The 22,882-nt window shown below is 61.0% G+C and carries 22 protein-coding genes; 11 read left to right on the forward strand and 11 right to left on the reverse strand.

Features of this window, described 5'->3' with window-relative positions; translation table 11 throughout:
• Positions 1 to 68 precede the first annotated feature (68 nt).
• Positions 69 to 716 (reverse strand): SRPBCC family protein, encoded by a 648-nt coding sequence (locus MOP44_RS16685; protein ID WP_260791338.1) that lies wholly within the window; start codon positions 714 to 716, stop codon positions 69 to 71.
• A gap of 27 nt (positions 717 to 743) precedes the next feature.
• Positions 744 to 1,526, reverse strand: a complete 783-nt coding sequence (locus tag MOP44_RS16690; RefSeq protein ID WP_260791340.1) for an SDR family NAD(P)-dependent oxidoreductase — start codon at positions 1,524 to 1,526, stop codon at positions 744 to 746.
• Positions 1,527 to 1,636: 110 nt separating this feature from the next.
• On the opposite strand from MOP44_RS16690, the gene MOP44_RS16695 reads away from it, so the two are divergent.
• From MOP44_RS16695 to MOP44_RS16715, 5 genes are all read left to right on the forward strand, one after another.
• Positions 1,637 to 2,623: a DUF72 domain-containing protein gene (locus MOP44_RS16695; protein ID WP_260791342.1), complete on the forward strand. Its 987-nt coding sequence runs from the start codon at positions 1,637 to 1,639 to the stop codon at positions 2,621 to 2,623.
• A gap of 67 nt (positions 2,624 to 2,690) precedes the next feature.
• Complete coding sequence (locus tag MOP44_RS16700) at positions 2,691 to 3,461, forward strand: SDR family NAD(P)-dependent oxidoreductase (protein ID WP_260791344.1); 771 nt, start codon at positions 2,691 to 2,693, stop codon at positions 3,459 to 3,461.
• A 2-nt stretch (positions 3,462 to 3,463) separates the two neighbouring features.
• Positions 3,464 to 5,275: a glycoside hydrolase family 15 protein gene (locus tag MOP44_RS16705; protein WP_260791345.1), complete on the forward strand. Its 1,812-nt coding sequence runs from the start codon at positions 3,464 to 3,466 to the stop codon at positions 5,273 to 5,275.
• A 91-nt stretch (positions 5,276 to 5,366) separates the two neighbouring features.
• A complete protein-coding gene (locus MOP44_RS16710; protein ID WP_260791346.1) occupies positions 5,367 to 7,334 on the forward strand; it encodes a CocE/NonD family hydrolase in 1,968 nt (655 codons plus the stop codon).
• A 54-nt stretch (positions 7,335 to 7,388) separates the two neighbouring features.
• Complete coding sequence (locus MOP44_RS16715) at positions 7,389 to 8,846, forward strand: serine hydrolase (RefSeq protein WP_260791347.1); 1,458 nt, start codon at positions 7,389 to 7,391, stop codon at positions 8,844 to 8,846.
• Between the two features lie 59 nt (positions 8,847 to 8,905).
• On the opposite strand, the gene MOP44_RS16720 is transcribed toward MOP44_RS16715, so the two are convergent.
• The gene (locus tag MOP44_RS16720) at positions 8,906 to 9,661 is read right to left on the reverse strand and encodes a hypothetical protein (protein WP_260791348.1); all 756 of its coding nucleotides are present in this window, start codon (positions 9,659 to 9,661) and stop codon (positions 8,906 to 8,908) included.
• A 274-nt stretch (positions 9,662 to 9,935) separates the two neighbouring features.
• Here MOP44_RS16720 and ychF point away from each other — a divergent pair, with 274 nt between their 5' ends.
• The gene (gene ychF, locus MOP44_RS16725; protein WP_260791349.1) at positions 9,936 to 11,033 is read left to right on the forward strand and encodes a redox-regulated ATPase YchF; all 1,098 of its coding nucleotides are present in this window, start codon (positions 9,936 to 9,938) and stop codon (positions 11,031 to 11,033) included.
• A 139-nt stretch (positions 11,034 to 11,172) separates the two neighbouring features.
• On the opposite strand, the gene MOP44_RS16730 is transcribed toward ychF, so the two are convergent.
• The 3 genes from MOP44_RS16730 to rph all read right to left on the reverse strand — a co-directional run bounded on the left by MOP44_RS16730 (position 11,173) and on the right by rph (position 12,863).
• Positions 11,173 to 11,751 carry a cupin domain-containing protein gene (locus tag MOP44_RS16730; RefSeq protein ID WP_260791350.1) on the reverse strand — a complete coding sequence of 193 codons (579 nt, stop codon included), beginning with the start codon at positions 11,749 to 11,751 and terminating at the stop codon, positions 11,173 to 11,175.
• 81 nt (positions 11,752 to 11,832) lie between these two features.
• A complete protein-coding gene (locus MOP44_RS16735) occupies positions 11,833 to 12,117 on the reverse strand; it encodes a hypothetical protein (protein WP_260791351.1) in 285 nt (94 codons plus the stop codon).
• Positions 12,118 to 12,128: 11 nt separating this feature from the next.
• Positions 12,129 to 12,863 carry a ribonuclease PH gene (gene rph, locus MOP44_RS16740; protein ID WP_260791353.1) on the reverse strand — a complete coding sequence of 245 codons (735 nt, stop codon included), beginning with the start codon at positions 12,861 to 12,863 and terminating at the stop codon, positions 12,129 to 12,131.
• A 357-nt stretch (positions 12,864 to 13,220) separates the two neighbouring features.
• Here rph and MOP44_RS16745 point away from each other — a divergent pair, with 357 nt between their 5' ends.
• The 4 genes from MOP44_RS16745 to purU all read left to right on the forward strand — a co-directional run bounded on the left by MOP44_RS16745 (position 13,221) and on the right by purU (position 17,304).
• Positions 13,221 to 14,117, forward strand: a complete 897-nt coding sequence (locus MOP44_RS16745; RefSeq protein WP_260791355.1) for a sensor histidine kinase — start codon at positions 13,221 to 13,223, stop codon at positions 14,115 to 14,117.
• A 65-nt stretch (positions 14,118 to 14,182) separates the two neighbouring features.
• Positions 14,183 to 15,640 (forward strand): sigma-54-dependent transcriptional regulator, encoded by a 1,458-nt coding sequence (locus MOP44_RS16750; protein WP_260791357.1) that lies wholly within the window; start codon positions 14,183 to 14,185, stop codon positions 15,638 to 15,640.
• Positions 15,641 to 15,790: 150 nt separating this feature from the next.
• Positions 15,791 to 16,303, forward strand: a complete 513-nt coding sequence (locus MOP44_RS16755) for a hypothetical protein (RefSeq protein ID WP_260791359.1) — start codon at positions 15,791 to 15,793, stop codon at positions 16,301 to 16,303.
• A gap of 140 nt (positions 16,304 to 16,443) precedes the next feature.
• On the forward strand, positions 16,444 to 17,304 hold the full coding sequence (gene purU / locus MOP44_RS16760; RefSeq protein WP_260791361.1) for a formyltetrahydrofolate deformylase: 861 nt from the start codon (positions 16,444 to 16,446) through the stop codon (positions 17,302 to 17,304).
• A gap of 37 nt (positions 17,305 to 17,341) precedes the next feature.
• Here purU and MOP44_RS16765 read toward each other — a convergent pair whose 3' ends face one another.
• Positions 17,342 to 19,282, reverse strand: coding sequence for a glycoside hydrolase family 97 protein (locus MOP44_RS16765; protein ID WP_260796667.1), 1,941 nt, complete (start codon positions 19,280 to 19,282; stop codon positions 17,342 to 17,344).
• 329 nt (positions 19,283 to 19,611) lie between these two features.
• A complete protein-coding gene (locus MOP44_RS16770) occupies positions 19,612 to 20,226 on the reverse strand; it encodes a putative signal transducing protein (protein WP_260791364.1) in 615 nt (204 codons plus the stop codon).
• Between the two features lie 93 nt (positions 20,227 to 20,319).
• Between MOP44_RS16770 and MOP44_RS16775 the strand changes: the two genes are divergently transcribed.
• Positions 20,320 to 20,850: a MerR family transcriptional regulator gene (locus MOP44_RS16775; RefSeq protein WP_260791365.1), complete on the forward strand. Its 531-nt coding sequence runs from the start codon at positions 20,320 to 20,322 to the stop codon at positions 20,848 to 20,850.
• Positions 20,851 to 20,981: 131 nt separating this feature from the next.
• Here the strand turns inward: MOP44_RS16775 and MOP44_RS16780 are convergent, their stop codons facing one another.
• The 3 genes from MOP44_RS16780 to MOP44_RS16790 all read right to left on the reverse strand — a co-directional run bounded on the left by MOP44_RS16780 (position 20,982) and on the right by MOP44_RS16790 (position 22,736).
• Positions 20,982 to 21,176 carry a helix-turn-helix transcriptional regulator gene (locus MOP44_RS16780; RefSeq protein ID WP_260791366.1) on the reverse strand — a complete coding sequence of 65 codons (195 nt, stop codon included), beginning with the start codon at positions 21,174 to 21,176 and terminating at the stop codon, positions 20,982 to 20,984.
• A complete protein-coding gene (locus MOP44_RS16785; protein ID WP_260791367.1) occupies positions 21,173 to 21,577 on the reverse strand; it encodes a hypothetical protein in 405 nt (134 codons plus the stop codon). Before MOP44_RS16785 ends, MOP44_RS16780 begins: the two co-directional genes overlap by 4 nt.
• A gap of 181 nt (positions 21,578 to 21,758) precedes the next feature.
• Positions 21,759 to 22,736 (reverse strand): VWA domain-containing protein, encoded by a 978-nt coding sequence (locus MOP44_RS16790; protein ID WP_260791368.1) that lies wholly within the window; start codon positions 22,734 to 22,736, stop codon positions 21,759 to 21,761.
• Positions 22,737 to 22,882 lie beyond the last annotated feature (146 nt).

Consider the following 22,882-nt stretch of genomic DNA (forward strand, 5'->3'; position numbering starts at 1 on the left):
CTTGCGATTTATTTTTGTCGCAAGGGTGGGAGACCACGATGCTGGATAACCCTCAAGTTGAAAGTCGTTCAGCTCGCGCGCTTCAATCCCGGCGGCGTCTTGATGTGCTCGCCGTACAGCTCGGCTTTGAGGTTCCCGCTCATGCCGCGCGGCCCATGCGGCTGTCCCTGCGTGCGCGGAATCTCGCCCGTCTCCATAAACGCCTTGAAGTGACGCAGGTTCTCAATCACCGACTGCTTCGGGTTGCGATTTCTGACGGTATCGATCGCGGTCTTCGCCTTGCCCTCGCCGAACTCCTGCAGATAGGTGATCAGTGTTCCGCGGCCGCCCGGCGCTTCGTCGAAGATCACCTCGCCGGCGTTATAAGCGTCTCCTTGAATGGTGCGCCAAGCGATGCGCTTGCCCGGTTCATCCTGCATCAGCTCTTCATCCCACTCGGTCGTCTTCCCATCCACGTCCCAAACCCAGTGCGAGATCTTGGGACCAGTGATGCGCACTTCCTTGATCTGCTCCTGCCACAAGGGCACAGCGTTGTAGTTGCGCCACAGTTCGTAGCAGTCCAGCGGGCTGGCCTGCACCAGCGCCGTGGTGCGCACCCACGTCTTGCCGTCCATGTCCGCGGGCGGCGGCATATACCGGCCGTTCTCAATCACTCCGGCGCTGCCCACACGTGGCAGGTCTTCCCGGTTCGGAGTCTCTCTCAATGCATCTGCCATAAACGTCTCCAATGCTTGAAACTAGCTCTACTTCTCGTCCAAGGGCCGCGCCATCTTCTCGTGCATGGCGCCCTTCACTTCTCCTGGAATCGCATTCGCCAGCTTGCCCTCGATCTTGGTCTTCAGCGATGCCGCATACACATGATCCTTCTCGGCGAACAACGCTTCGAGCCCTTCTTTCGCCACATCGTCAGGCTGGCTCTCGCTCTTGCCTTCGCTGCCGACCTTCGTGTTATCCATGCCGGCACGATGAAAGAAATCCGTATCCGTAGGTCCCGGCTGCAGCGCCGTCACCGTCACGCCCGTGTCCTTCAGTTCGAAGCGCAGACTGTGCGCGAACGACAGCACGAAAGCCTTCGTCGCCGCATACACTGCCTCACGCGGCGCCACCATCTCGCCCGCGATCGATGACGTGAACAGGATCCTGCCCTCCCCGCGCGCAGTCATCTGCTTCACCACGTACTTAGCCAGGTGAATGGTGCTGGCGCAGTTCAGGCTCACCATATCCAGCTCCTCATCCAGGTCCGTATCCTTGAACAACCCGCCCACGCCAACACCGGCGTTGATACAGGCAACATCGACCGGCTGCCCTAATTCCTCGATCTCTTCCCACAGCTCATCCACGCCATCTGGAGTAGCCAAATCAACTCTGGCCTCCAAAACGTTGCGCCCTAACGCCCGAAACGTCTCGGCCGCTTCCGTCAGCCGCTCACCAGCCGAGGCCACCACCAGGTCGTATCCCCGCCGCGCCAGCTCCACGGCCAACTCATAACCAATTCCGCTTGAAGCACCCGTTACAACAGCAAGCATCCCCACTCTCCCTTTTCGCAACCGGCACAATCCGGCCGCGACCGTATCCTGCCTTTTGCCACTCGCTGTGATGCAGGAAGAGAGAAAAGAGCAGCCACCAGAATCCGATAGTGCGAAATGACCTTCCACGCCTTGTCTTTGCAGCCAATCATCAACAACTTACCTGGCATCCAAATCAGCAGGCGGACACCAAGTGCATGGCAGCTCAGGGCGACATTCGCATCGGCATCTCCGGCTGGCGCTACAAAGGCTGGCGCGGCAGCTTCTATCCCGAGAAACTGCCGCAACGCGCCGAACTGGAGTACGCTGCGCGGCATTTCAACGCCATTGAGCTGAATGGCTCCTTCTACTCCCTCCAGCGCCCGGAGCACTTCGCCCGCTGGTATGACGAGACCCCGCCCGGCTTTGTCTTCTCCGTCAAAGGCTCGCGCTATGTAACCCACATGCTGCGCCTGCTCCGGATTGAAACCGCTCTTGCCAACTTCTTCGCCCAGGGCGTGTTGCGGCTTAACGAGAAACTTGGACCCATCCTCTGGCAGTTTCCGCCGCAGGTGAAGTTTGATCCAACTCGCTTTGCTGCCTTCTTTTCGCTGCTGCCGCGCACCCACGCTGAAGCCGCCGACCTCGCCCGCCTGCACGACCACCGGCTCGACGGCCGCGCCTACCTGGATGTTGCGAAGGACCGCCCCATGCGCCACTGCGTCGAGATCCGTCACGACAGTTTCGTCAGCACCGACTTCATCGCGCTGTTACGCAGGCACCGCGTCGGCCTCGTGGTCGCCGACACAGTCGATTGGCCACTGCTCATGGATGTCACCGCCGACTTCGTTTACTGCCGCCTGCATGGCAGCGAGCAACTCTATGCCAGTGGCTACGAACCCAAAGCCATTTCGGATTGGGCCGATCGCGTCCATCGCTGGTCCACAGGTCAGGAAGTGCACGACGGCAATAAGGCGTGCGCTAAAGACGCTCGCCTCCGAAGAACCCGCGACGTCTACGTCTTCTTCGATAACGACGCCAAGGTGCGCGCACCATTCGACGCGCAGGCGCTCACCAAAGCGGTCTCCCGCCTATCGTCACTCCAGCTTGCATCGTGATGCGACCCTCTGCCGCCGCACCCCGCATCTAACCTCGCGTGGCAGTCATGTGCCACGGGGAGCGTTCATGCGTGGTTTGAAGGGTAAGGTCGCCATCATTACTGGAGCCGGTTCCGGCATCGGGCAGGGAATCGCCAAACGCCTCGGCTGCGAAGGCTCCAAGGTCATCGTCGATTACGTCGGCACACCAGAGGGTGCCGAAGAGACCGAGCGCGCCATCAAAGAGACCGGAGGCGAAGGCGAGATCGTCCGCGCCGATATCACGAAGCTCAACGACATCAACTGCCTCGTAAACACCGCCTGGGACCGCTTCGGCTCCGCCGACTTCCTCATCAACAACGCCGGCGTCGAGAAGAAATCCGAATTCTGGGACACCACCGAGCACGATTACGACCTGGTGATGAACGTTAACCTCCGCGGCCCGTTCTTCCTCACGCAATCCTTCGTGCGCCGGCTCCGCGATGCGAAGAAGCCCGGCCGCATCGTTAACATCAGTTCGGTCCACGAAGACATGGTCTTCCCGGGCTTCGATTCCTACTCCTGCAGCAAGGGCGGCCTGCGCATGCTCATGCGCAATCTCTCGGTCGAACTCGGGCCGCTCGGCATCACTGTGAACAACGTGGCTCCCGGCGCCATCGCAACCCCCATCAACAAATCCCTGCTCGCGAACAAAGAGCAACTCAACGCGCTGCTCAACAACATCCCGCTCGGCCGCATGGGCACGCCTGACGACGTCGCGGGCCTCGTTGCATTCCTTGTCTCTGAGGACGCGGCCTACATCACCGGCTCAACCTTCGTCGTCGATGGCGGCCTGATGCGCAATTACCGGGAACAATAACCATGCCCTCACGGATCGAGGACTACGCGCTCATCGGCGATTGCGAAACCGCGGCCCTGGTCGACAAGAAGGGCTGCATCGACTGGCTCTGCTGGCCCGACTTCTCGTCGGAAGCCTGCTTCGCCGCTCTTCTCGGCAGCTGCGAAAACGGCTATTGGTGGATCCGCCCCGATGACGGCGAGTGGACCACCACGCGTTGCTATCGCGACCACACCCTGATCCTCGAAACCACCTTCAAGCATTCCGGCGGCACGGTAAGGCTCATCGACTTCATGCCGATCCGCGAGCGCTTCTCCGACGTGGTCCGCATCATCGAAGGCGTCAGCGGCAGAGTGCGCATGCGCATGGACCTTGCCCTGCGCTTCGACTACGGCCGCACCGTACCGTGGGTCACGCGCATCGCGAACGGTGTTCGCGCCGTCGCCGGCCCCAACCTCGCCATGCTGCACGCTTCTGTCCCCGTCCATGGCGAGGACCTCAAGACCGTCGCCGAATTCGAAGTAAAGCAGGGCAACCGCATCTGGTTCACGCTTACCTACGGTGAGTCGCACCGCGACGACCCCGATCCCATCGACGCCGCGCAGGCCCTCAAAGACACGGAGCAGTTCTGGACCGGATGGGCCGGCAAGCTCGAATACGAAGGCAAGTATCGCAACATCGTCGAGCACTCGCTGATCACGCTCAAGGCCATGACCTTCCGCCCCACCGGCGGTGTCGTCGCGGCCATGACGACATCGCTGCCCGAGTTCATTGGCGGCGTGCGCAACTGGGACTACCGCTACTGCTGGCTGCGCGACACCACCTTCACGCTGCTCGCACTCACCGCCGGCGGCTACTATGACGAAGCCGCCGCCTGGCAGGACTGGCTTTTGCGCGCGCTCGCCGGAAGCCCCGATCAAATCCAGATCATGTACGGGTTGCGCGGCGAGCGTCAGCTCATCGAGTGGGAAAGCGATTGGCTCCCCGGCTACGAAGGCTCGCGCCCCGTGCGCATCGGGAACGCCGCGGCCACTCAGGTCCAGCTTGATATTTACGGAGAGATGCTCGACTGCTTCTTCCACGCGCAGCAAAGCATGGGTCGCCACGCCGAGCAGGATTTCCGCATCCTCGTTCTTCTTCTTGAGCACCTCCAGCAAATCTGGCCAGACCCCGATGAAGGAATATGGGAGACGCGCGGCGGCCGTCGGCAATTCACTTACTCGAAGATGATGGCCTGGGTGGCGTTCGATCGCGCCGTCAAGCTTGCGGAACAACTCAAGTACCGCGCTCCCGTAGACAAGTGGAAGAAGATCCGCGACGAAATCCACCAGCAGGTCTGCGCACAGGGATTCAATCAGAAGAAGGGCTGCTTCGTGCAGTCCTATGGCTCCGATCAACTCGATGCCGCTCTCCTGCTCATGCCCCAGGTCGGCTTCCTCCCCGGCACCGACCCACGCGTAAGAGCCACAGTGGAAGCTATCGAGCGCGAACTCATGCCCGGCGGCCTCGTCCTGCGCTACGACACCTCAAAGGTAGAAGACGGCCTGCCCCCCGGCGAAGGCGTATTCATCGCCTGCAGCTTCTGGATGGTATCGAGCCTCAAGGCCATCGGCCGCGAGAACGACGCGCGCAAGCTCTTCGAGCGACTCATCACGCTCCGCAACGACGTTGGCCTGCTTTCGGAGGAATACGACCTCAAGGCCAGACGCTTGGTCGGCAACTTTCCCCAGGCCTTCTCGCACATTGCTCTGGTTGTTGCTGCAACAGATCTGGAGCGCGGAGAACAAGTCACCGGTCTGTCAAGAGACGCCGGCGCTGGCGCAGTTCGCGGATGAATTTCTGCTTCCCATCCTCGGCCCGGGTGTTGCAATAATCTCCTAGCACCAGCAGCACCCAATCTGCTCCATCCCTTCCGAGGTCTAACAGATGCACCTCTGTCGCGCTTCTCTGGCCTTTGCCGCATGCGTAACGCTCGTCTCTTGTGCCGCCCAAACCAGTGCCCAGACCGACCAGAAGCCTCAATATCCCAACTACCCCAGCGAGACCCCCGCGAACTTCCAGCCGGTCACGTCCTCGTTCGATTACGAGCGCCGCACGGCTGAGATCCCCATGCGCGATGGAGTCAAGCTGCACACGGTCATCATCCTGCCCAAAGGCGCGAAGCATGCTCCCATCCTGTTCACGCGGACGCCCTACAGCGCCGACGCGCAGACCAGCTACGCCCCCAGCCCGCACGAGGAGTCCATCCTCTGGGGCTATGACAATGCTGTCGATGTGATCGTGCAGGGCGGATACATCCGTGTCATTCAGGACATCCGCGGCAAGTACGGCTCCGAAGGCGACTACGTGATGAACCGGCCCATCCACGGCCCGCAGAATCCCACGCCCGTCGACGAGTCCACCGACACCTACGACACCATCGACTGGCTGGTGAAGAACATCCCCGAGTCAAACGGCAAGGTCGGCATCCTCGGCATCAGCTATGACGGCTTTCTGCCGCTGATGGCGCTCATCCATCCGCACCCCGCGCTCAAGGTGGCCGCGCCGATGAACCCAATGGTCGATGGCTGGATGGGCGATGACTGGTTCCACAACGGCGCATTTCGCCAGCAGAACATGCCCTACATCTACGAGCAGGCCGCCACCCGCGCCAACACCGCCAAGTGGTGGAGCGGCAGCTTCGATGACTACGACCTCTACATGCGCGCCGGCTCTGCAGGCGAACTCGGCCGCCAGCACGGCCTCGAGCAGATCGGCTTCTGGAAGAAGGTTCTCGCGCATCCGGCATACGACGCCTTCTGGTCCGACCAGGCGCTCGATAAAGTGCTCGCCGCCGACTTCAAGTCCGAAGGCATCAAGGTGCCATTCATGCTTGTGCACGGCCTCTGGGATCAGGAAGACATTTACGGCCCCATGTCGGTCTACAAGGCTGTCAAGCCCTTCGACAAGGAGAACAAAGTCTACATCACCCTCGGCCCCTGGTATCACGGCCAGGAGATCGCCAAAGGCTCATCCCTCGGTGCGGTGCAATTCCCCACCGACACCGCCGCTTACTGGCGCATGCACGTGCTCGCCCCCTTCCTCGCGCACTATCTGAAAGACGAAGCGCCCGCCATGAACATTGCCTCCGTCACAGCCTATGAGACCGGCGAAAACCAGTGGCAAGCGATGCCGGCGTGGCCCGTAGCGCCGAAGTTGAAGCCCCTCTATCTGAACTCCGGCTTCAAACTCAGCTTCACTTCTAACTCCGCTGACTCTTCTAGCTCCGCTGCCTTCGACGAATATACCTCCGATCCTGCCAAGCCCGTTCCGTTCCGCGCCCGCCCCAACCAGCCCGTCGGTTACGAGCCGCCTGTCACCACGTGGGAATACTGGCTGGTCGACGATCAGCGCGAGCCCTCCGGCCGCACCGACGTCCTCACCTACACCACCGATGTGCTCACCGGGCCCGTGCACATCCAGGGACAACCCGTCGTGAACCTCGTCGCCTCCACCAGCGGCACCGACTCCGACTGGGTCGTCAAGCTCATCGACGTCTACCCAGACGAGTACCCCGCAGACCCACAGATGGGCGGCTATCAACTCCCGATCGGCATGGACATCATCCGCGGCCGCTACCGCGAGAGTTTCACCAGCCCCAAGCCCATCGAGCCCAACAAGCCCCTCACCTACCGCTTCAACCTGCCGCCCGCGAATCACGTCTTCCTACCGGGCCACAAAATCATGGTGCAGGTGCAATCAAGCTGGTTCCCGCTCTACGACCGCAACCCGCAGACCTACGTCGACAACATCTTCTGGGCCAAACCCGACGACTACAAGAAAGCCACCCAGCGCGTCTATCATGCACCCAGCCAGGCGAGCGCCATCGAGTTACCGGTCGTCGATCAGAAGTAGATTCACTCGATGCGCAGAATCTCCGTGCTACTGTGTTGCGGGAGGATTTCCACGTTGAACTTCGCTCGCAACGCTCTCCTCGCTCTCCTCGCAGGCTTCATCTCCATAACCGCGCAGGCTCAGAATTCTGCTGAAACTCAGCAGCACATCCAGCGAGTTACTTCAGGACTTATTGGCGGCATCGTCCTCAAGGGACACGAGAGTGAAACCCGCACCCTGGCCGATCGCATGAAAGAGCTCAATGTTCCTGGCGTAAGCATCGCCGTCATTCACAACGGCAAAATCGAGTGGGCGCGCGGCTTCGGCACACGCGACGGTTCCGGCACCCCGGTCGATGCCCAGACCATGTTCCAGGCTGGATCGATCAGCAAACCACTTGCCGCAATGGCGGCCCTTCATCTTGTACAGACCGGCAAGCTCACCCTCGACGCCGACATCAACACCTACCTGACAAGTTGGAAATTTCCCAGCGATCCCATCGCCGCCGGCAAGCCCGTCACTCTTCGCGAACTGCTCACCCACACTGCAGGAACCACCGTGCATGGCTTCCCCGGCTATGCCAGCAAAGATCCGGTGCCGACGCTCATCCAGGTGCTCAACGGCGAAAAGCCCGCCAACACGCCCGCCATCCGCACCGAACAGCCTCCCATGAAGGAATGGAAATACTCAGGCGGCGGATACACCATCATGCAGCAGGCCGTCATCGACGTCACCCATGAGCCCTTCCCGAAACTGCTGCACGACACCGTTCTCGCTCCCATCGGAATGACCCGCAGCACCTACGAGCAGCCTCTGCCCGAGAGCCTCCGCGCCAACGCCGCCACACCCTTCCGCGGAGACGGCAAGCCCGTCGAAGGCGGCGCGCATACCTACCCTGAAATGGCCGCCGCCGGCCTCTGGACCACTCCAACCGATCTCGCCAAATACGCCATCGAAGTCGAACTCTCGCTCGAGGGCAAAGCGAATCACGTACTCAATCCCGATATGACCCGGCAGATGGTCACGCCCGGCATGGGCCACTGGGGCCTCGGCCTCGAGATCGGCGGTGCGGACGCCGATCCCTATTTCTCGCACGGCGGAGCCAATGAGGGATTCCGCAATATCTTCGCTGCCTACGAGAAGAACGGCGAAGGCGCTTTCGTCATGACCAACGGTGACAACGGCGGCCAGCTCGGGGATGAAGTCATGCACGCCATCGCGGCCGAATACCACTGGCCCGATTGGCATCCGACGGTGCGCACCGCGATCCAGGTCGATCCCAAAATCCTGGCTACCTACGTGGGGACCTACGCTCTCTTTCCCAACTTCGATCTGGTCGTAACTGTGGAGAACGGCCAACTGATCACCCAGGCGACGGGTCAGCCCAGCTTCAAGATGTACGCCGAGACCGAGACAAAGTTTTTCCCGCTGGTTTTCCCGGCCGAACTCGAATTTGTGAAGGACGACAAAGGCGCAGTCAACGCCGTCATCCTCCACCAGGGCGGCCACGACATGAAAGCTCCAAAGAAATGAGCCCTACACAGCGCGTGTATCACGCACCGGGCCAGACGAGCGCATCGAACTGCCAGTCGTCAGCGAACCCTGGCGCCCGTCCAGCGTCTACCTGAGCTCGGTCCTGGGAGCTTCACCGCGGAACCACCATGATGACGCTGCCGGATTTTTCTCCACACCTGGGGCAGAAATTCACTCACAGTATTCGAAAGCGCCCGTCCCCCAAAGCCCTCAGCGGTTCGTATCAGCGCATGCTGCCAGTCTGCTTCACTGTCGGTGCGCCACAGATTCGAGAGAAAGTTGTTGCCAACGGTGGCCGCATACCTCGCCTTTGCCAGATGCCGTTGCCCATCCGGTTCGTAGGCGCGAAACGTCAGGTCCACAATGTTCTCTACCCGCCGCCCAAAAGGACGCCCTTCCGCGTGGAAGTATCGCGGGTCCTCTCCCCACGCCGCTCCCAAGCCCGCTTCCATCAGGTTCCCCATAGAAACGCCCGTAAGACGCATCCCGTATCGCTTCCCGAAGCCTTCCCAGTGCGGCCCGTATTCGGTGGGTGTGTCCATCGCGGTGCCGAGCCCCGCAGAGAAAAGCCCTCCTGTCAGGCTCGATGGCCCAACCGTCGAAATCGCGAACCACTCGACCCTCTGCTTGCCCGTGATCGATTGGTATTCAGCACCGGTCTGGGGAGCCGCCTCAACGCGAGGCGTCAGTGTGAATCGAGCCTTCTGCGCCTCCAGCTTGGACGGCGTTTGCCCCGGTTGCGCCGATCCCGGCAACGTTGCCATGAGCCAGACACACCACGTCGCCAGCAGAATAATGACTCTCTTCTTCTTCACTCTTCTATCCAGAATGTTCAGGTATTCGATACTGCAGGCATCTCCTGTCACACGAGTCACCAACCTGCTCCCTGCCTCTTTCTTTCGATGCCCATTGCAGCCGAACAGGTCGTGTACACGATCGCGCCCAACATCGGCGATAATAGATACAGGACGTTTATTGCTAAGCCGATAGCAGGTTCTATCCTCTTCCCGCGCGGACTCCTAAACTCAGGTCTCCCAGGAAATCTCACGGCATGGCACCCGTCACCCTTAGAAAAGGACGCCTCACTCCATGCCGTTAAACTGCGGAATCGTCGGTCTGCCCAATGTGGGCAAGAGCACCATCTTCAACGCCCTCACCGCTGCCAAGGCGCAGGCCGCCAACTACCCCTTCTGCACCATCGATCCCAATGTAGGCATTGTCTCCCTGCCCGACGAACGCCTCGACCGCATCACCCAGTTCGTCAAGCCCAACCGCACCGTCCCCACCACCATGGAGTTCATCGACATCGCCGGCCTCGTCGAGGGCGCCAGCAAGGGCGAGGGCCTCGGCAACCAGTTCCTCGGGCACATCCGCGCCACCGACGCCATCTGCCACGTCGTTCGCTGCTTCGAAGATCCCAACGTCATCCACGTCGCCGGCAGCATCAATCCCCTCCACGACATCGACATCATCAACACCGAGCTGCTACTGGCTGATCTCGATACCGTGGAGAAGCGCTGGGCCAAATCCGAGAAGGCCTCCCGCAACAGCCAGGATGCAAAGGTCAAAGCTGACTTCGAAGCCCTTAAAAAGCTCAAAGACGCCCTCGAGGCTGGCCGTCCGGCCCGCGTTGTCGACCTCACCGAAGAAGAGCGTGCAGCGGCCCGCGAGCTCTTCCTCATCACAGCCAAGCCCGTTCTCTACGTCGCCAACGTCGACGAAGCCGGCCTGAAAGACGGCAACCAGTGGACCGCCGCCGTCGAAAAGCGCGCTGCCGAAGAGGGTGCGCAAGTGGTCCGCATCTGCGGCGCCATGGAAGCCGAAATCGCTCTGCTTGAACCGCACGAGCGTTTGGAATTCCTGGAACACATGGGCCTCACCGAACCCGGCCTGAACCGCCTCATCCACCAGGCCTACAAGCTCCTCGGCCTCATCACCTACTTCACCGCCGGTGTGCAGGAAGTCCGCGCCTGGACCATCCCCGATGGCTCCAAGGCTCCGCAAGCCGCCGGCGTCATCCACTCCGACTTCGAACGCGGCTTCATCCGCGCCGACGCCTACCACTGCGACCTGCTCTTCACCTACGGCAGCGAGCAAGCGGTCAAGGAGAAAGGCCTCTACCGCTCCGAAGGCAAGGACTACGTCGTAAAAGACGGCGACATCCTCTTCTTCAAATTCAACGTGTAAGCACCTGCGGTACGGCTACAGATCGTGCTTTAGGTAGGTCCGGGCTGGTGTGTCCGGGCTTCAGCCCGGACACACACCGCCGCCAATTACACCGGGCCCTTCAGGCCCTGAGGTATCGGGTCGGGCTAAACAAGCGCCTTTATCCCTTCTTGAACGGCGACGGCCCCACCCACTCCATGTCATAGCGGTTCATGTACTCCGCGCTCGCCGCCATTTTGGCGTCGCCCTTCGCATCCCGGAAATACGCTTCCATCTTGCCCGCCGGCGCAAAGCCAATCAGCATATGGCTCGCCGGCACAACCGAAGAGAATGTGTGCGGAACCCGCCGCGGAGCCAAGATCGACTCACCTGGTTGCAGCGTGAGACGCTTCTCGCCGACGATGAAAGCGACCTGCCCTTCCATCACATAGAACCACTCTTCCTGATTCAGGTGCATGTGCAGCGGCGGTCCGCCTGGAACCAGGTTCCGATGCTCGATCATGAACAGGTTCCCGGCGGTCTCCTGCGTGCCCACTTTGAAGGCAAGTTCGCTGAACCCCAGCGAATGCAGCGCCCCGAAGCGGTCCTCTCCGGCAGACACAGGGTGAAGCTCTAAACCCGCGGCCGCACCACCCGACGCGGTGACCTGTCCAGCGAAAGCGGAGTGAGCCATCAAGTTGGAAAGAGCTGCAGCCGGAGCGGCGGCAGCGGCTGCGCGAAGAAACGAACGGCGGCGCATAGGCGTAGTTGTCCTTGAAGGGAATGCGGGGAAGTGAGGGAAGTGTAACAGGCCGGCCGCGAAATCAGCATCTCTCAGAGTTCACTTGCCGCGCAGATTCCGCACCAGAACTTGCACTGCGGTGCCGATCGCCCACAGAATTGCCGCGTTCAACAACAAGCCGGGGCCTGCAAGGGCCATATCGCGATGCGACCACGGCATTGCCAGCATCAGGAATGGAATCCAGTCCAGGCCGACTTTACTTGGCTCGGTTGTGAGCATTGTGATGACGAACAGTCCCACAGCCATGCCCAGATAGATTCCCGCCAGCCATAAACCGAGTCGCGGCCTGCGCCGCGCCCGGATTGCCGCGCGTTTAACCGTCATTGCACCTCCAATCAGGAGGTCTGCAGCACCGCCCGCTGCGCCGCGAAGATCTCCTTCAGACCGGCCTCGGCCATATCGATCATCTCGTTCAACTGCGCCCGCGAGAACGCTTCGCGCTCGGCCGTGGCCTGCGTCTCCACCAGCCCGCCGTTCTCCGTCATCACCACGTTCATGTCCACCTCGGCCTGCGAGTCCTCCTCGTAGCAGAGGTCGAGCAACGGCGTACCCGCGACGATCCCAACCGAAGTCGCCGCCACCAGTTGCTTCATAGGCGACTGCTTCAGCGTTCCCGCCTTCACCAGCGCATTCAGCGCGATCCCCAAAGCCACCGCCGCACCCGTGATCGCCGCCGTCCGCGTTCCGCCATCTGCCTGGATTACGTCGCAATCAAGAATCACCGTCCGCTCGCCCAGCGCGTGCATATCCACTACCGAGCGCAGACTCCGCCCGATCAGCCGCTGAATCTCATGCGTTCGCCCGCCAATCTTGCCCTTCTCGCTCTCCCGCGGCGAGCGCGTCACCGTCGACCGCGGCAGCATCGCGTACTCGGCCGTCACCCATCCCCGCCCTGAGTTGCGCAGCCATCCCGGTACCCCCTGCTCGATCGTGGCATTCGTCAGCACGCGCGTGTTTCCAAAGCTCACCAGAACCGAGCCCTCGGCGGTCTGCACAAAGTTGGGAGCCAGAGTCAGCGGCCGAAGTTGAAGAGGCCCCCGCCCGCCGGGACGAAAAAAAGGTGTCTGCATAGGTCGATTGTAAGTGCCAGCGTCTGGTCAATTTCCCCAGCTGCACCAGTCGTTCCCGCATCGGGAATTTCAGCCAAACTGCCGATCCAATCCGGGAATGACCTAATCCGCTGAATGCAAAGCAGATACGTTCAATCGCACAGGCCGGTCGTTCCATTTCGGGACAAGCCCTCACGAATCCACAGCCCCGCCACCCCTTCTTCATGCAAGTAAGTTTCTTCTTAAGAACCACTTAGGGAAAGTGTCCTGGTTTGGCACACCGCGTGTATTAGGAAGGGACAGCCACCCGCAGCGAAAACCTGAATCGGGAATCCACAACAGGGTTCATGGATCGGGGCGAGGCGAAAGGAACAGCCCATGCAGCAGATCGAAACCAGCCAGCAGGAAACCAGCAGCACAGCCCGCTCCAGCCAGCGCATCGTCGCAGTCGTCGAAACCCTCGCCGCCATGAAGCATCGCGGCGGCACAGTCTCTGAGGTGGCTCACGACGCGCGCAATATGGTCACCGCCCTCGCTCTTTACTGCGACCTGCTCGCCGAGCCCGGCGTACTGGCCGAGAGTCATGCCCACTATGCCAACGAGTTGCGCCTGGTGGCCGCCGCCAGCCGTCGTCTGGTCGAAAAGCTCATGAGCCTCGATCTCAGTGACAGCACCTGGCTTGAACCAGTCGCTTCCGACGGTTTCCTCCCCCAGAACCGGCTGTCCGCCCGGCCAACCAGCCGGGCGGGCAGCCTGTCGGATCCGGTACCTCAGGATCGGATCGAGAACCTGCAGCAGGATCTGCTCGACAACTACAACCTTCTCGACGCGCTCACCGGCCCCTCCGTCGCAATTGGCATCCGCACCGAAGGCGGCGCTCGCCCCGTGCGCCTCAGCAGGGAAGATCTGACCCGCGTACTCGTCAACCTGGTCAAAAACGCTGATGAAGCCATGGGCAAGACCGGCACCATCGAGATCACCCTGCGCGAACTGCCCGGCGCACACGGCAAAATTGCCACCGCCGTCCTTGCTGTCGAGGACTCCGGTCCCGGCATCCGCGAAGATATGCTTGAAACCATCTTCGACTCCGGCTACACCACGCATGCCCACGACACTGACGATGCACCGGACGGCGGCTGGCCCGCCACGCACCATGGACTCGGACTCGCCATCACGCGTTCACTTGTTGAAGCAGCCGGAGGCACAATCCGCGCCGCCAACCGCCCCCAAGGCGGAGCGCAGTTCACCATCGAGCTGCCCGTAAGCGATCAATAAAGCCGGTCAATTCAGGCGAGAGGCAGTAACCACCGTCACATTTTTGGAATTACGAGGCGTCTACAATGCTGGCAACAGTCTTCGATACAAAAACCATGGAGTTCCTATCCCAAGCCGGGGAGCCGGCGGTACCTCTGCACCTTCTCGTGGTCGATTCAGATCCCGCGGTGCGCTCAGCCTGCGCCGAGATCGCTTCGAGCCTGGGCTATGTTGTCGAGTCCACCGGCGACCTCAGCAACGCCCGCAGCATGTTGCGCGGCCATGCCGCCGACATCCTGCTCGCCAACCTGCCTTACAACTCGACCAGCGGTCTGGAACTGATCTCCGAAGTCAAGCTGCTTTACCCGCAGACCGCCGTCATCGCCATGACCGCCTCCGGCTCGGTGAACGCGGCCGTCGAAGCCATGCGCTGCGGCGCCTCCGACTACCTCACCAAGCCATTCGCCATGGACGAGCTCTCCACCGTTCTCGACCGCGCCGCCTCCGCGCAGCTGACCGACAACGCCACACGCCAGCTTCGCGAGCAGCTTCGCTTGTCGCAGGGCCTGGGCGCCATGATCGGCCGTTCCGGCGAGATGGAGAAGCTCTACCGCATCCTCTCGAAAGTGGCTCAAAGCTCGCACCCCGTCCTGATCCTCGGCGAAAGCGGCACCGGCAAGGAACTCGTCGCCCGCACCATCCATGCCTACGGCCTCAACGCACAGAAGCCGTTCCTGCCGGTCGACTGCGGCTCAATCGTGCCCACCCTAATCGAGAGCGAGCTGTTCGGCTACGTGAAGGGCGCATTCACCGGCGCCAACCGGTCCAAGGACGGCCTTCTGGTTTCGGCCGAAGGCGGCACCGTTTTCCTCGACGAAATCGGCGAGCTATCCCTTGATCTACAGGCCAAGCTGCTGCGCGCACTTCAGGAGCGCGAAGTCCGCCCCGTCGGCGCAACGCACCGGGTGCCCATCAAGGCCCGCATCGTCGCCGCCACCAACCGCAACCTGGCGGAGATGGTCGAGAAGGGCCAGTTCCGCAAAGACCTCTTCTACCGGCTCAACGTGGTCAACCTCAAGCTGCCATCGTTGCGCGACCGCCGCGAAGACATCCCGCTGCTCGCCGCACACTTCCTCGATCGCATCAGCCGCGAGCACGGTCGCAAGTTCACCCTCAGCGATGAGGCCCTGCGCACCATGATGCGCTATGACTGGCCCGGCAATGTCCGCGAACTCGAGCACGCCGTCGAGCGCGCCTGCACGATGTCCTCCGGCCCAATCCTGCACCTGGGCGACCTGCCGACGCAGTTGCAGAATCATGGCCTCGAATCGCGCCGCGCCACCACGGCCGGCGATGATGCGAACGAGTCCGCGGGCCCGCAGCTCATGACCCTCGCGGATATGGAGAAGCAGGCCATCCTCTCCGCCATCCGCACCCTCAATGGCGACAAGCTGCAGGCCGCCCGCCTGCTCGGCATCGGCAAGACCACCCTCTACCGAAAGCTGAAAGAGTACGGCATCGCCGACCCCCTGAACGACGAGTAAGACAGCCGTCAGCCATCAGCCGATCCCTCTCACTTGCAGACGATCCCTTGATGGCTGAAGCCTCGCTTGCGACATCAGGTGACCACCTGACCACTCGGCCACCTGATCACTGTGAACTGCGAACTACGAACTAAGAACTGGGGTGTAAACATGAGCATTCTTCTCATAACCGGTATGGAAGGCGCGCGCAACTGCGCAGACGTAATCGCGAAGAACCTGGGCAGGGAAGTGGAAGTCGCTGAAGGCCGCAAAACCGCGCTCACCCTGATGCGCCAGAAAGAGTTCTCCGCCGTGGTGGTAGACGACACCATCGCCGAATGCGACCCGGCAGCCGCTGAAGCCATCTGGGAGCGCGCCGGCCTCGCCATTCCGCTGCAAATCAACTTCGCGCTCTCCGGAGCCGCCCGCGTCATCCGCGATATCCGCGCCGCTCTCCATCGCCGTGAGCGCGAGAAGATCCTCGCCCGCAGGGCCGCTGCCGCTGCCATTGAGTCCGAGCTCAAATCCACCGTAGCCGGCCTGCTCCTGCAATCCGAGCTAGCCCTCTCCGGCAGCGACGCTGCCTCGCCCGTCGCCGAGCGCCTCCGCACGGTCGCCGATCTGGCCGGCAGCCTCCGCCGCCAGCTCGCCGCGCCCGCGGCCGCCCGCGACGCCTCCATCTAAACAGCCTTCATACCGAAGCCGATTCGCAGCACGCGCCTCTACCGGAACTTCGACGCGCACTCGAGGTTCCGGCCCCTTTTTCCCTATCGCCCCGCTTACCGCTCTTCAGCCCCGCCGCGTTCATCCCGTACTCTGTCCTTATGTCCGACTCCGCGGTCCTCCTCATCGACTGCCCTGACCGGCGCGGCCTCATTGCCCGTGTCTCTTCGCTGCTCTACGAGCACGGCGCCAACATCCTGCATGCCGACGAGCACAGCGACGAGGTGCTCGGTCTCTTCTTCATGCGCATCGAATTCGCGCTGCAGTCCGATGGCCTCACCATGGACCTCGACAACTTCCGCGCCGCCTTCACACCCATCGCCACCGATCTCAACATGAACTGGAGTCTCACCTCCAGCGCCGAACGCCCGCGCGTGGCCCTCTTCTGTTCCCGCTATACGCATTGCATGAACGACTTGCTGCAGCGCTGGTTCTCGGGCGAACTGCATTGCGACATACCGCTCATCATCTCCAACCACTCAGACGCCCAGCTGCTCGCCGACTTCTACGGCATCCCCTTCGAGCACGTGCCCGTAACCGCCGACGCCCGCGCCGCAGCCGAAGCTCGCCAGCTCGAACTCCTCGCCGCCAACAACATCGACCTCGTCGTCCTCGCCCGTTACATGCAGGTGCTCTCGCCCGAATTTGTCGCGCAGTACCCATCGCGCATCATCAACGTGCACCACTCGTTCCTGCCTGCCTTCACCGGCGCCCGCCCCTACCACGCCGCCCACAGCCGCGGAGTCAAGATCATCGGCGCTACCAGCCACTACGTCACCGCAACTCTCGATGACGGCCCGATCATCGAGCAGAACGTAGCCCGCATCACCCACCGCGAGCAGGTCGAAGATCTCATCGCCAAGGGACGCGACCTCGAGCGCAGCGTCCTCTTCCGCGCCGTCAAATTGCATCTCCAGCGGCGGATCCTCTGCTACAGCAACAAGACCGTCGTATTTGATTAACCCGAAAGCCGCTCGAACGAGCATGCCTCCCAGGCCACTAACTTCCCGGGATAAACCGAATCGCGCAGCCGCCCCCGCCTGCCAGATGCAACGTGAGCGTCTCGCCGGCCGATACCTTCTGCTTGCGGATCGTCACGTGCTTCGGACGTTGCTCGGCATCCCCACCATCTTCATAGATTTCTGCCGTGTAACTGCCGGTCCCGAGAAAGCTCAACGGAACGTGCAGGTCCCGTGCTGTCCAGTTCGTCAAGCTCCCCAGATACCATTCGCGGCCCGCCTGGCGTGCGATCGTTACAAACTCGCCCGGCGTTCCGTTGAGCACCCGCGTCGCGTCCCACGTCGTCGGAACATCCTTGAGAAACTGAAACTCCGGCTGGTTCGCATAGGCCGAAGGCGCGTCGGACACCATCGCCAAAGGCTCTGTCAGCACGACATAAAGCGCCAGCTGTTGCGCTCGCGTGCCCGTCACCATCGGACTCAGATCACGCGCTACAAATTCCTCCTCAGTCACGTTGTTGAAGCCGCCGGGCGTATAGTCCATCGGCCCGCTCAACATACGCGTGAAGGGGAACGTCGCGCGGTCCACCGGACCATCTCTCCGCCCTGCCTTGTTTTGCTCCAGCCCCAGTACCGCTTCATAGTTCAAAACGTTGGGGTAGGTTCTTTCGATCCCCCACGGTTGGGTAGCGCCATGAAAGTCCACCATCAAATGATGCTCGGCGGCCAGCTTGGCCACGTCGTAATACCACTGGATGCCCTCCTGATCGTTCCGCAGAACAAAGTCGATCTTTACGCCGGCCACTCCCCACTTCTCGTAGAGCGGAAAGGCTTCTTGCATCTGCGCCGCGACATACTTCGAATACAGCCAGATCCACACCTTCACATTCTTCTTCGCGGCATAGCGCACCAGCTCCGGAACATCCACGTTGCCCCGCATCTTCAAGATGTCCTTGCCTGACCAGCCCGCGTCCAGCATCATGTACGGAAATCCCGACTCCGCGGCAAAGTCGACGTAATACTTCATGTTTTCCGTCGTGTATGCCGGCTTTCCGTCCGCTCCCAGATCGCCATTCCACCAATCCCATGTAGCCTTCCCAGGACGAATCCAGCTTGTGTCCGTCACGCGATTCGCAGGATTGAGATCGGTGAAAACATTTGACTCGACTAACTCCCCGGGCGTGTCGCCAAGCAGGATCACGCGCCACGCTGAGTTGTGAGGAAGGCTCGCATCCACCGCAGGCCCGTGCCCGTCGTTGCCTTTCTCGCTAACCGGAGGCGAAATCCTGCTGACCAGATAATGGCCCATCCAACTGCCCGTCGGATTCTCCAGGTACATCGCGGCATTCCCTTCAAGGTAGGCCTCTCCCACTGCAGCCCAGGCCACGCCCGGCAGGTGCATCACCATCGGCGCGCCGTTCAGAATGTGGCTCGCAACGCCGCCCTGATTGCTCAAGGCACTCAAAGCCATCGGAACGTACTCGCTCTCGTAAGCGCTTTCGTAGTTAGGCAAACGCAATGCCCACGCAAAAGCGTCCGTCACCGGTCGAAACTCGGTATCCTCCTGTGCGAGCTGATAGCGGGCCAGCGCAGCTTGTTCGGGAACGTGGTATCGAAACGCCACTGCGCCGTTATAGACGCGCGCCTCGATATCGAACCTGCGCCCGGGGCTTGCGCTCTCCATCGCATGAACGATGAGGCTGTTGTAAGCGTCGTGGACCGAGGAAGCTTTTCCAGCGAGCAGCCGGTAATCGTCAACGCCGGAACCCGGTGTTGTACTCGCGATGTGCACCGCGGCGCCAAGCGGCGGCTGATTCACCAACTCCAGGCGAAGGGCTGAGTCTTCAAACACCGGCTTCTCGCGGAACGAGACCGAATAAACAAGCTGCCCACTCTGCGCCGCCTCCTGTCCCTTCTGCGGCTGCACGCTGAAATGCAGCTTGATCCGGTGATCGGGGGAAGCTACCTCACGGGATTCGATTGCGCGCGGTTTACTGACGCACCACTAATGAGCAAAACAGCGAGAACAGACCAGGCGGAATATTTCTGTCGCAATATGTTTCTCCTTGGGAACGATAAGAATAGGGCATCCAGGCAAGCGCCGTCCCAGCCCATCCGCAACCGCCGCCATCCAGCGCGACCAGGCAACGAACCTTGGATTGGCGCTTTTGTAAACAAGGGCACGACTTCAGTCGGGCCGACAAGGCAGGATGAAAAGTATGGTGGCTTTTTCAGCCCCTGCTACTCCACTCCGGCCCAACATCTGACCTCAGCTCGGGAACGCGTACATGGTGCCTGCGCGGTGATCGATCACGCGCCTGTCGGCTCGTTGTCCTCGGCATCCACCCACTCTGCGCCACATGCTTCGCAGTGCCATGCCGCCTCGCGCGGCGGCACGGGAACCGACAGGACGTAGAGCGCCACAAGTGACCGACCGCTTTCTGTCCCGCCGCCCAGTGTGATCTCAGCCGATCCGCACTTTGGGCAGGTCGGCTGCACATATGTTTCTTCCTCGCCATACGTGATTGTTGCCGGAACTTCCTGATCCAGAATCTCCAGTGCAGCCGCTTCGTCCTGTTCATCCACCTGCAATCGCATGCCGCCGACTGAGTTGGATAGGAACCAGTTCATCCGCACAATATGCTCGTCTGCAATCCAGGCCGAAATACCCGCGGATTCCAGCAGCGAACGCCCCACCATTGCCTCCGTCAGGTCACGATAACGCCGCACCGTCACCAGGTGACGGAACTCCGGTTCCTCCGGGTCTTGCACCAGCGGCGGCTCGAGCCCGCGTCGCGCAAACTCCGCACGTAATGCGGCCTGTGCAGTCTCGAGCAAACCATCGTAGGAGTGGGCCAGCTCCATGAGTTCCGTTTCACTCATCTGTGCGTATTGCGCTGCTAGTTCTTCAGGGCTGGGTGTCATGCACGGAATCCTAACAGGAATTCCCCCGCGCCAATTTCTTGCCCCCTCCTCTTGACCTGTCTATAACTGTAGGGTTCACAGTGGAGATGGACGATGTTAACGGTAACCAAACTCGCCCGGCAATGCGGCATCAGCCGCACCGCCCTCCTTTACTACGAATCGATCGGTTTAATCCGCCGGCCCGCGCGCACGGGCGGCAATTACCGCTGTTACAGCCAGGCCGACGCGGAGCGGCTTCTCGAAATCCGCGCCTACCGCAAAGCCGGCCTCACACTCGACGACATACGCGCGATCTTTGCATCGCGCGGTCGCCAAACCGACGCGCGCAAGGTGCTCCAGCGGCGCCTGGTCGAACTCGACGCCGAAATCGGCTCCCTGCGCGCCCATCAGCAGGCAATCCTGCGACTGCTGGGCCACAAGGCCCTGGGAAAGGCTGAAATGATCACCAAGGAAAAATGGGTCTCCATCATGAAAGGCTGCGGCTTCACTGAGGACCAGATGAACGGCTGGCACGCCGAGTTCGAGCGCTCCGCCCCCGAAGAACATCAGGAGTTCCTCGAGTTCCTTCACATCCCCGAAGCCGAAATCAGAACCATCCGCCAGAAGAGCCGCACCGGATTCTGAACGCAAACGGAAAGGGCGCGGCTAGTCCGCGCCCCCTGCCGTTCACAGCTTCTGACCACCTGACAACCAGACCACCAGACCACCTGATGACCCATCACCGATCACTGATCACTGACCACTGATCACTCGCTTCACCCCTCGTCCGAGAAGATCGCCTCAATCGGCATCTCGAACAGCCGCGCCAGCCGGAACGCCAGCGTGAGACTCGGATCGAACTTCCCCGTCTCAATCGCGTTCACTGACTGCCGCGACACCTCCAGCCGCTGGGCCAGCTCGGCCTGCGACCAGTTCCTCTCCGCGCGCAGCACCTTGAGACGGTTTCTCATCGATACCTCATCCACACAAACGGTGTGGCGAGCCCGGTAAACACCCAGAACATGGGAAAGATCCACACCATGCTCAGGTGCGGTGCGTGGGCGAAGTCTTCCAGGTAGCCCCACACGGTCGTGGAGGCGAGAGTGAGCCCGATCCCCGCCAGCAGGGATTGCACCATCAATTCACGCTGGAAGTCGTCCTTCTCCTCTGACAGGTAGAGCCCGGTCACTACGAGCATGCCCATGATCGGGAACGCAGGCAGGGCTGCGACAAGGTAGGCCAGTGGGCCCGACAGATGGCCGAACCGGAATCCGACGCTCGCGCCTGTCGTGACCACCAGGCACAGCAGTGCACCCACAAATGTACGAACGACATAGGTTCGTTGGGCAGTATTGGAAAGCGTGCATGTCATATGAGCAAGTCTCCTTTGCATAATGACAAGCAAACTTTACTTTAATATGCAGCTGCTGTCAAGTCTTATTTACATCTTTTCGATTGTCTGCATTTTCCCGCGCGATGTGCCTTGGCATCACAGAGGTGAAGCTGCCTAAGTTCATTGGGCTATGGTTGGAAGGCATCGCCGTAGAGGACGATCAGGGAATAGGTGCTACGTATTGCTGAAAGTAGCGCAACGCTGCTTTTGAAGTGTCTTGGGGCATTCTGATCTTCACCTTGCGGACTTTCCCGTTGCCGGAAGTGTTCGCCGATGAGTATTGCAATGCGAACTGGTTGTGGATGGCCCAGGCGATCGCCTTGACGCCGATGGGGTTCTTCTTCCTGTCGTAGGCCGGAGCAACGATACCGCCGCTGAATTCCGTCAGTATCCGAAGGGCTCGAGCGCTGAACCGCAACTCAGAGCCGGAGTAGTCTCCAGGATGTCCACTAGCGGTGTTGATGGCGTAGATGATGGGGCTGGACGGATAGGAGATTCGAAACAGAAGTTGCTCAAAGTTCAGCATGGAAGCGTCGTCTTCGCCGTCGGAAATAAGCACAATCGCCCGCCGCTTGAACTTTGCATTCTTCGCGAAATAGGTCTCGGTGGCCACAAGCGCGTCGTAGACGGCCGACCCTCCGTGCGCCTTCAGATTGTCGAAGATCCCTGACTGAAAGGCTGATGCTGGAGAAAATGTGAGGTTGAGATTTGCCTGATCCGAGAAGGTCGCCAGCATGACTTCACTGCCCGAAGGCAGGCTTGTGACCAGATCCACAAGAGAATCTATGACCGGATCGTGACCTTTGCAGGTGGCGTTGGGCTCAATCTGCACAGGGCAGGCCGAGCCGGAGAGATCAATGAGAAGGGCTAGCGAGACCGGTGTGTCTGACCCGGAGAGAGACAGAATGGTTTGGGGCGTTCCATCCTCCAGGATTTGAAACGCTGTCCGGTCAGTTTGGGGCTGCGGCTGCTTTTGTTTGTCTAGGACCAGCACATTGAGGTCGGTGAGAGGCCACGGGTCGCTGGTGGCTGAGAGCGGCTTTGAGGCGGTGCCAGCATCCGAGCGAGGTGGTTTCTGCGCAAGCCCGATGAAAGTGCATAGGGAGATTGCGATGATCAGCAGGTGCGGAACTCGCATCTGGCCCTCCTGTTTTTTGGGGAAGGACTAGTATATAAGACAGAAATCGCGCCAATCGAAAGGGGTACCGGACCGTGCGTCATGCTTTAGGGGGATGTGAATTTTCGCGAATTCCTGGGCAATACTGCGACGGGCGCCCGCCTGCG

The sequence above is a fragment of the Occallatibacter riparius genome (assembly GCF_025264625.1).
Lineage (GTDB): Bacteria > Acidobacteriota > Terriglobia > Terriglobales > Acidobacteriaceae > Telmatobacter > Telmatobacter riparius.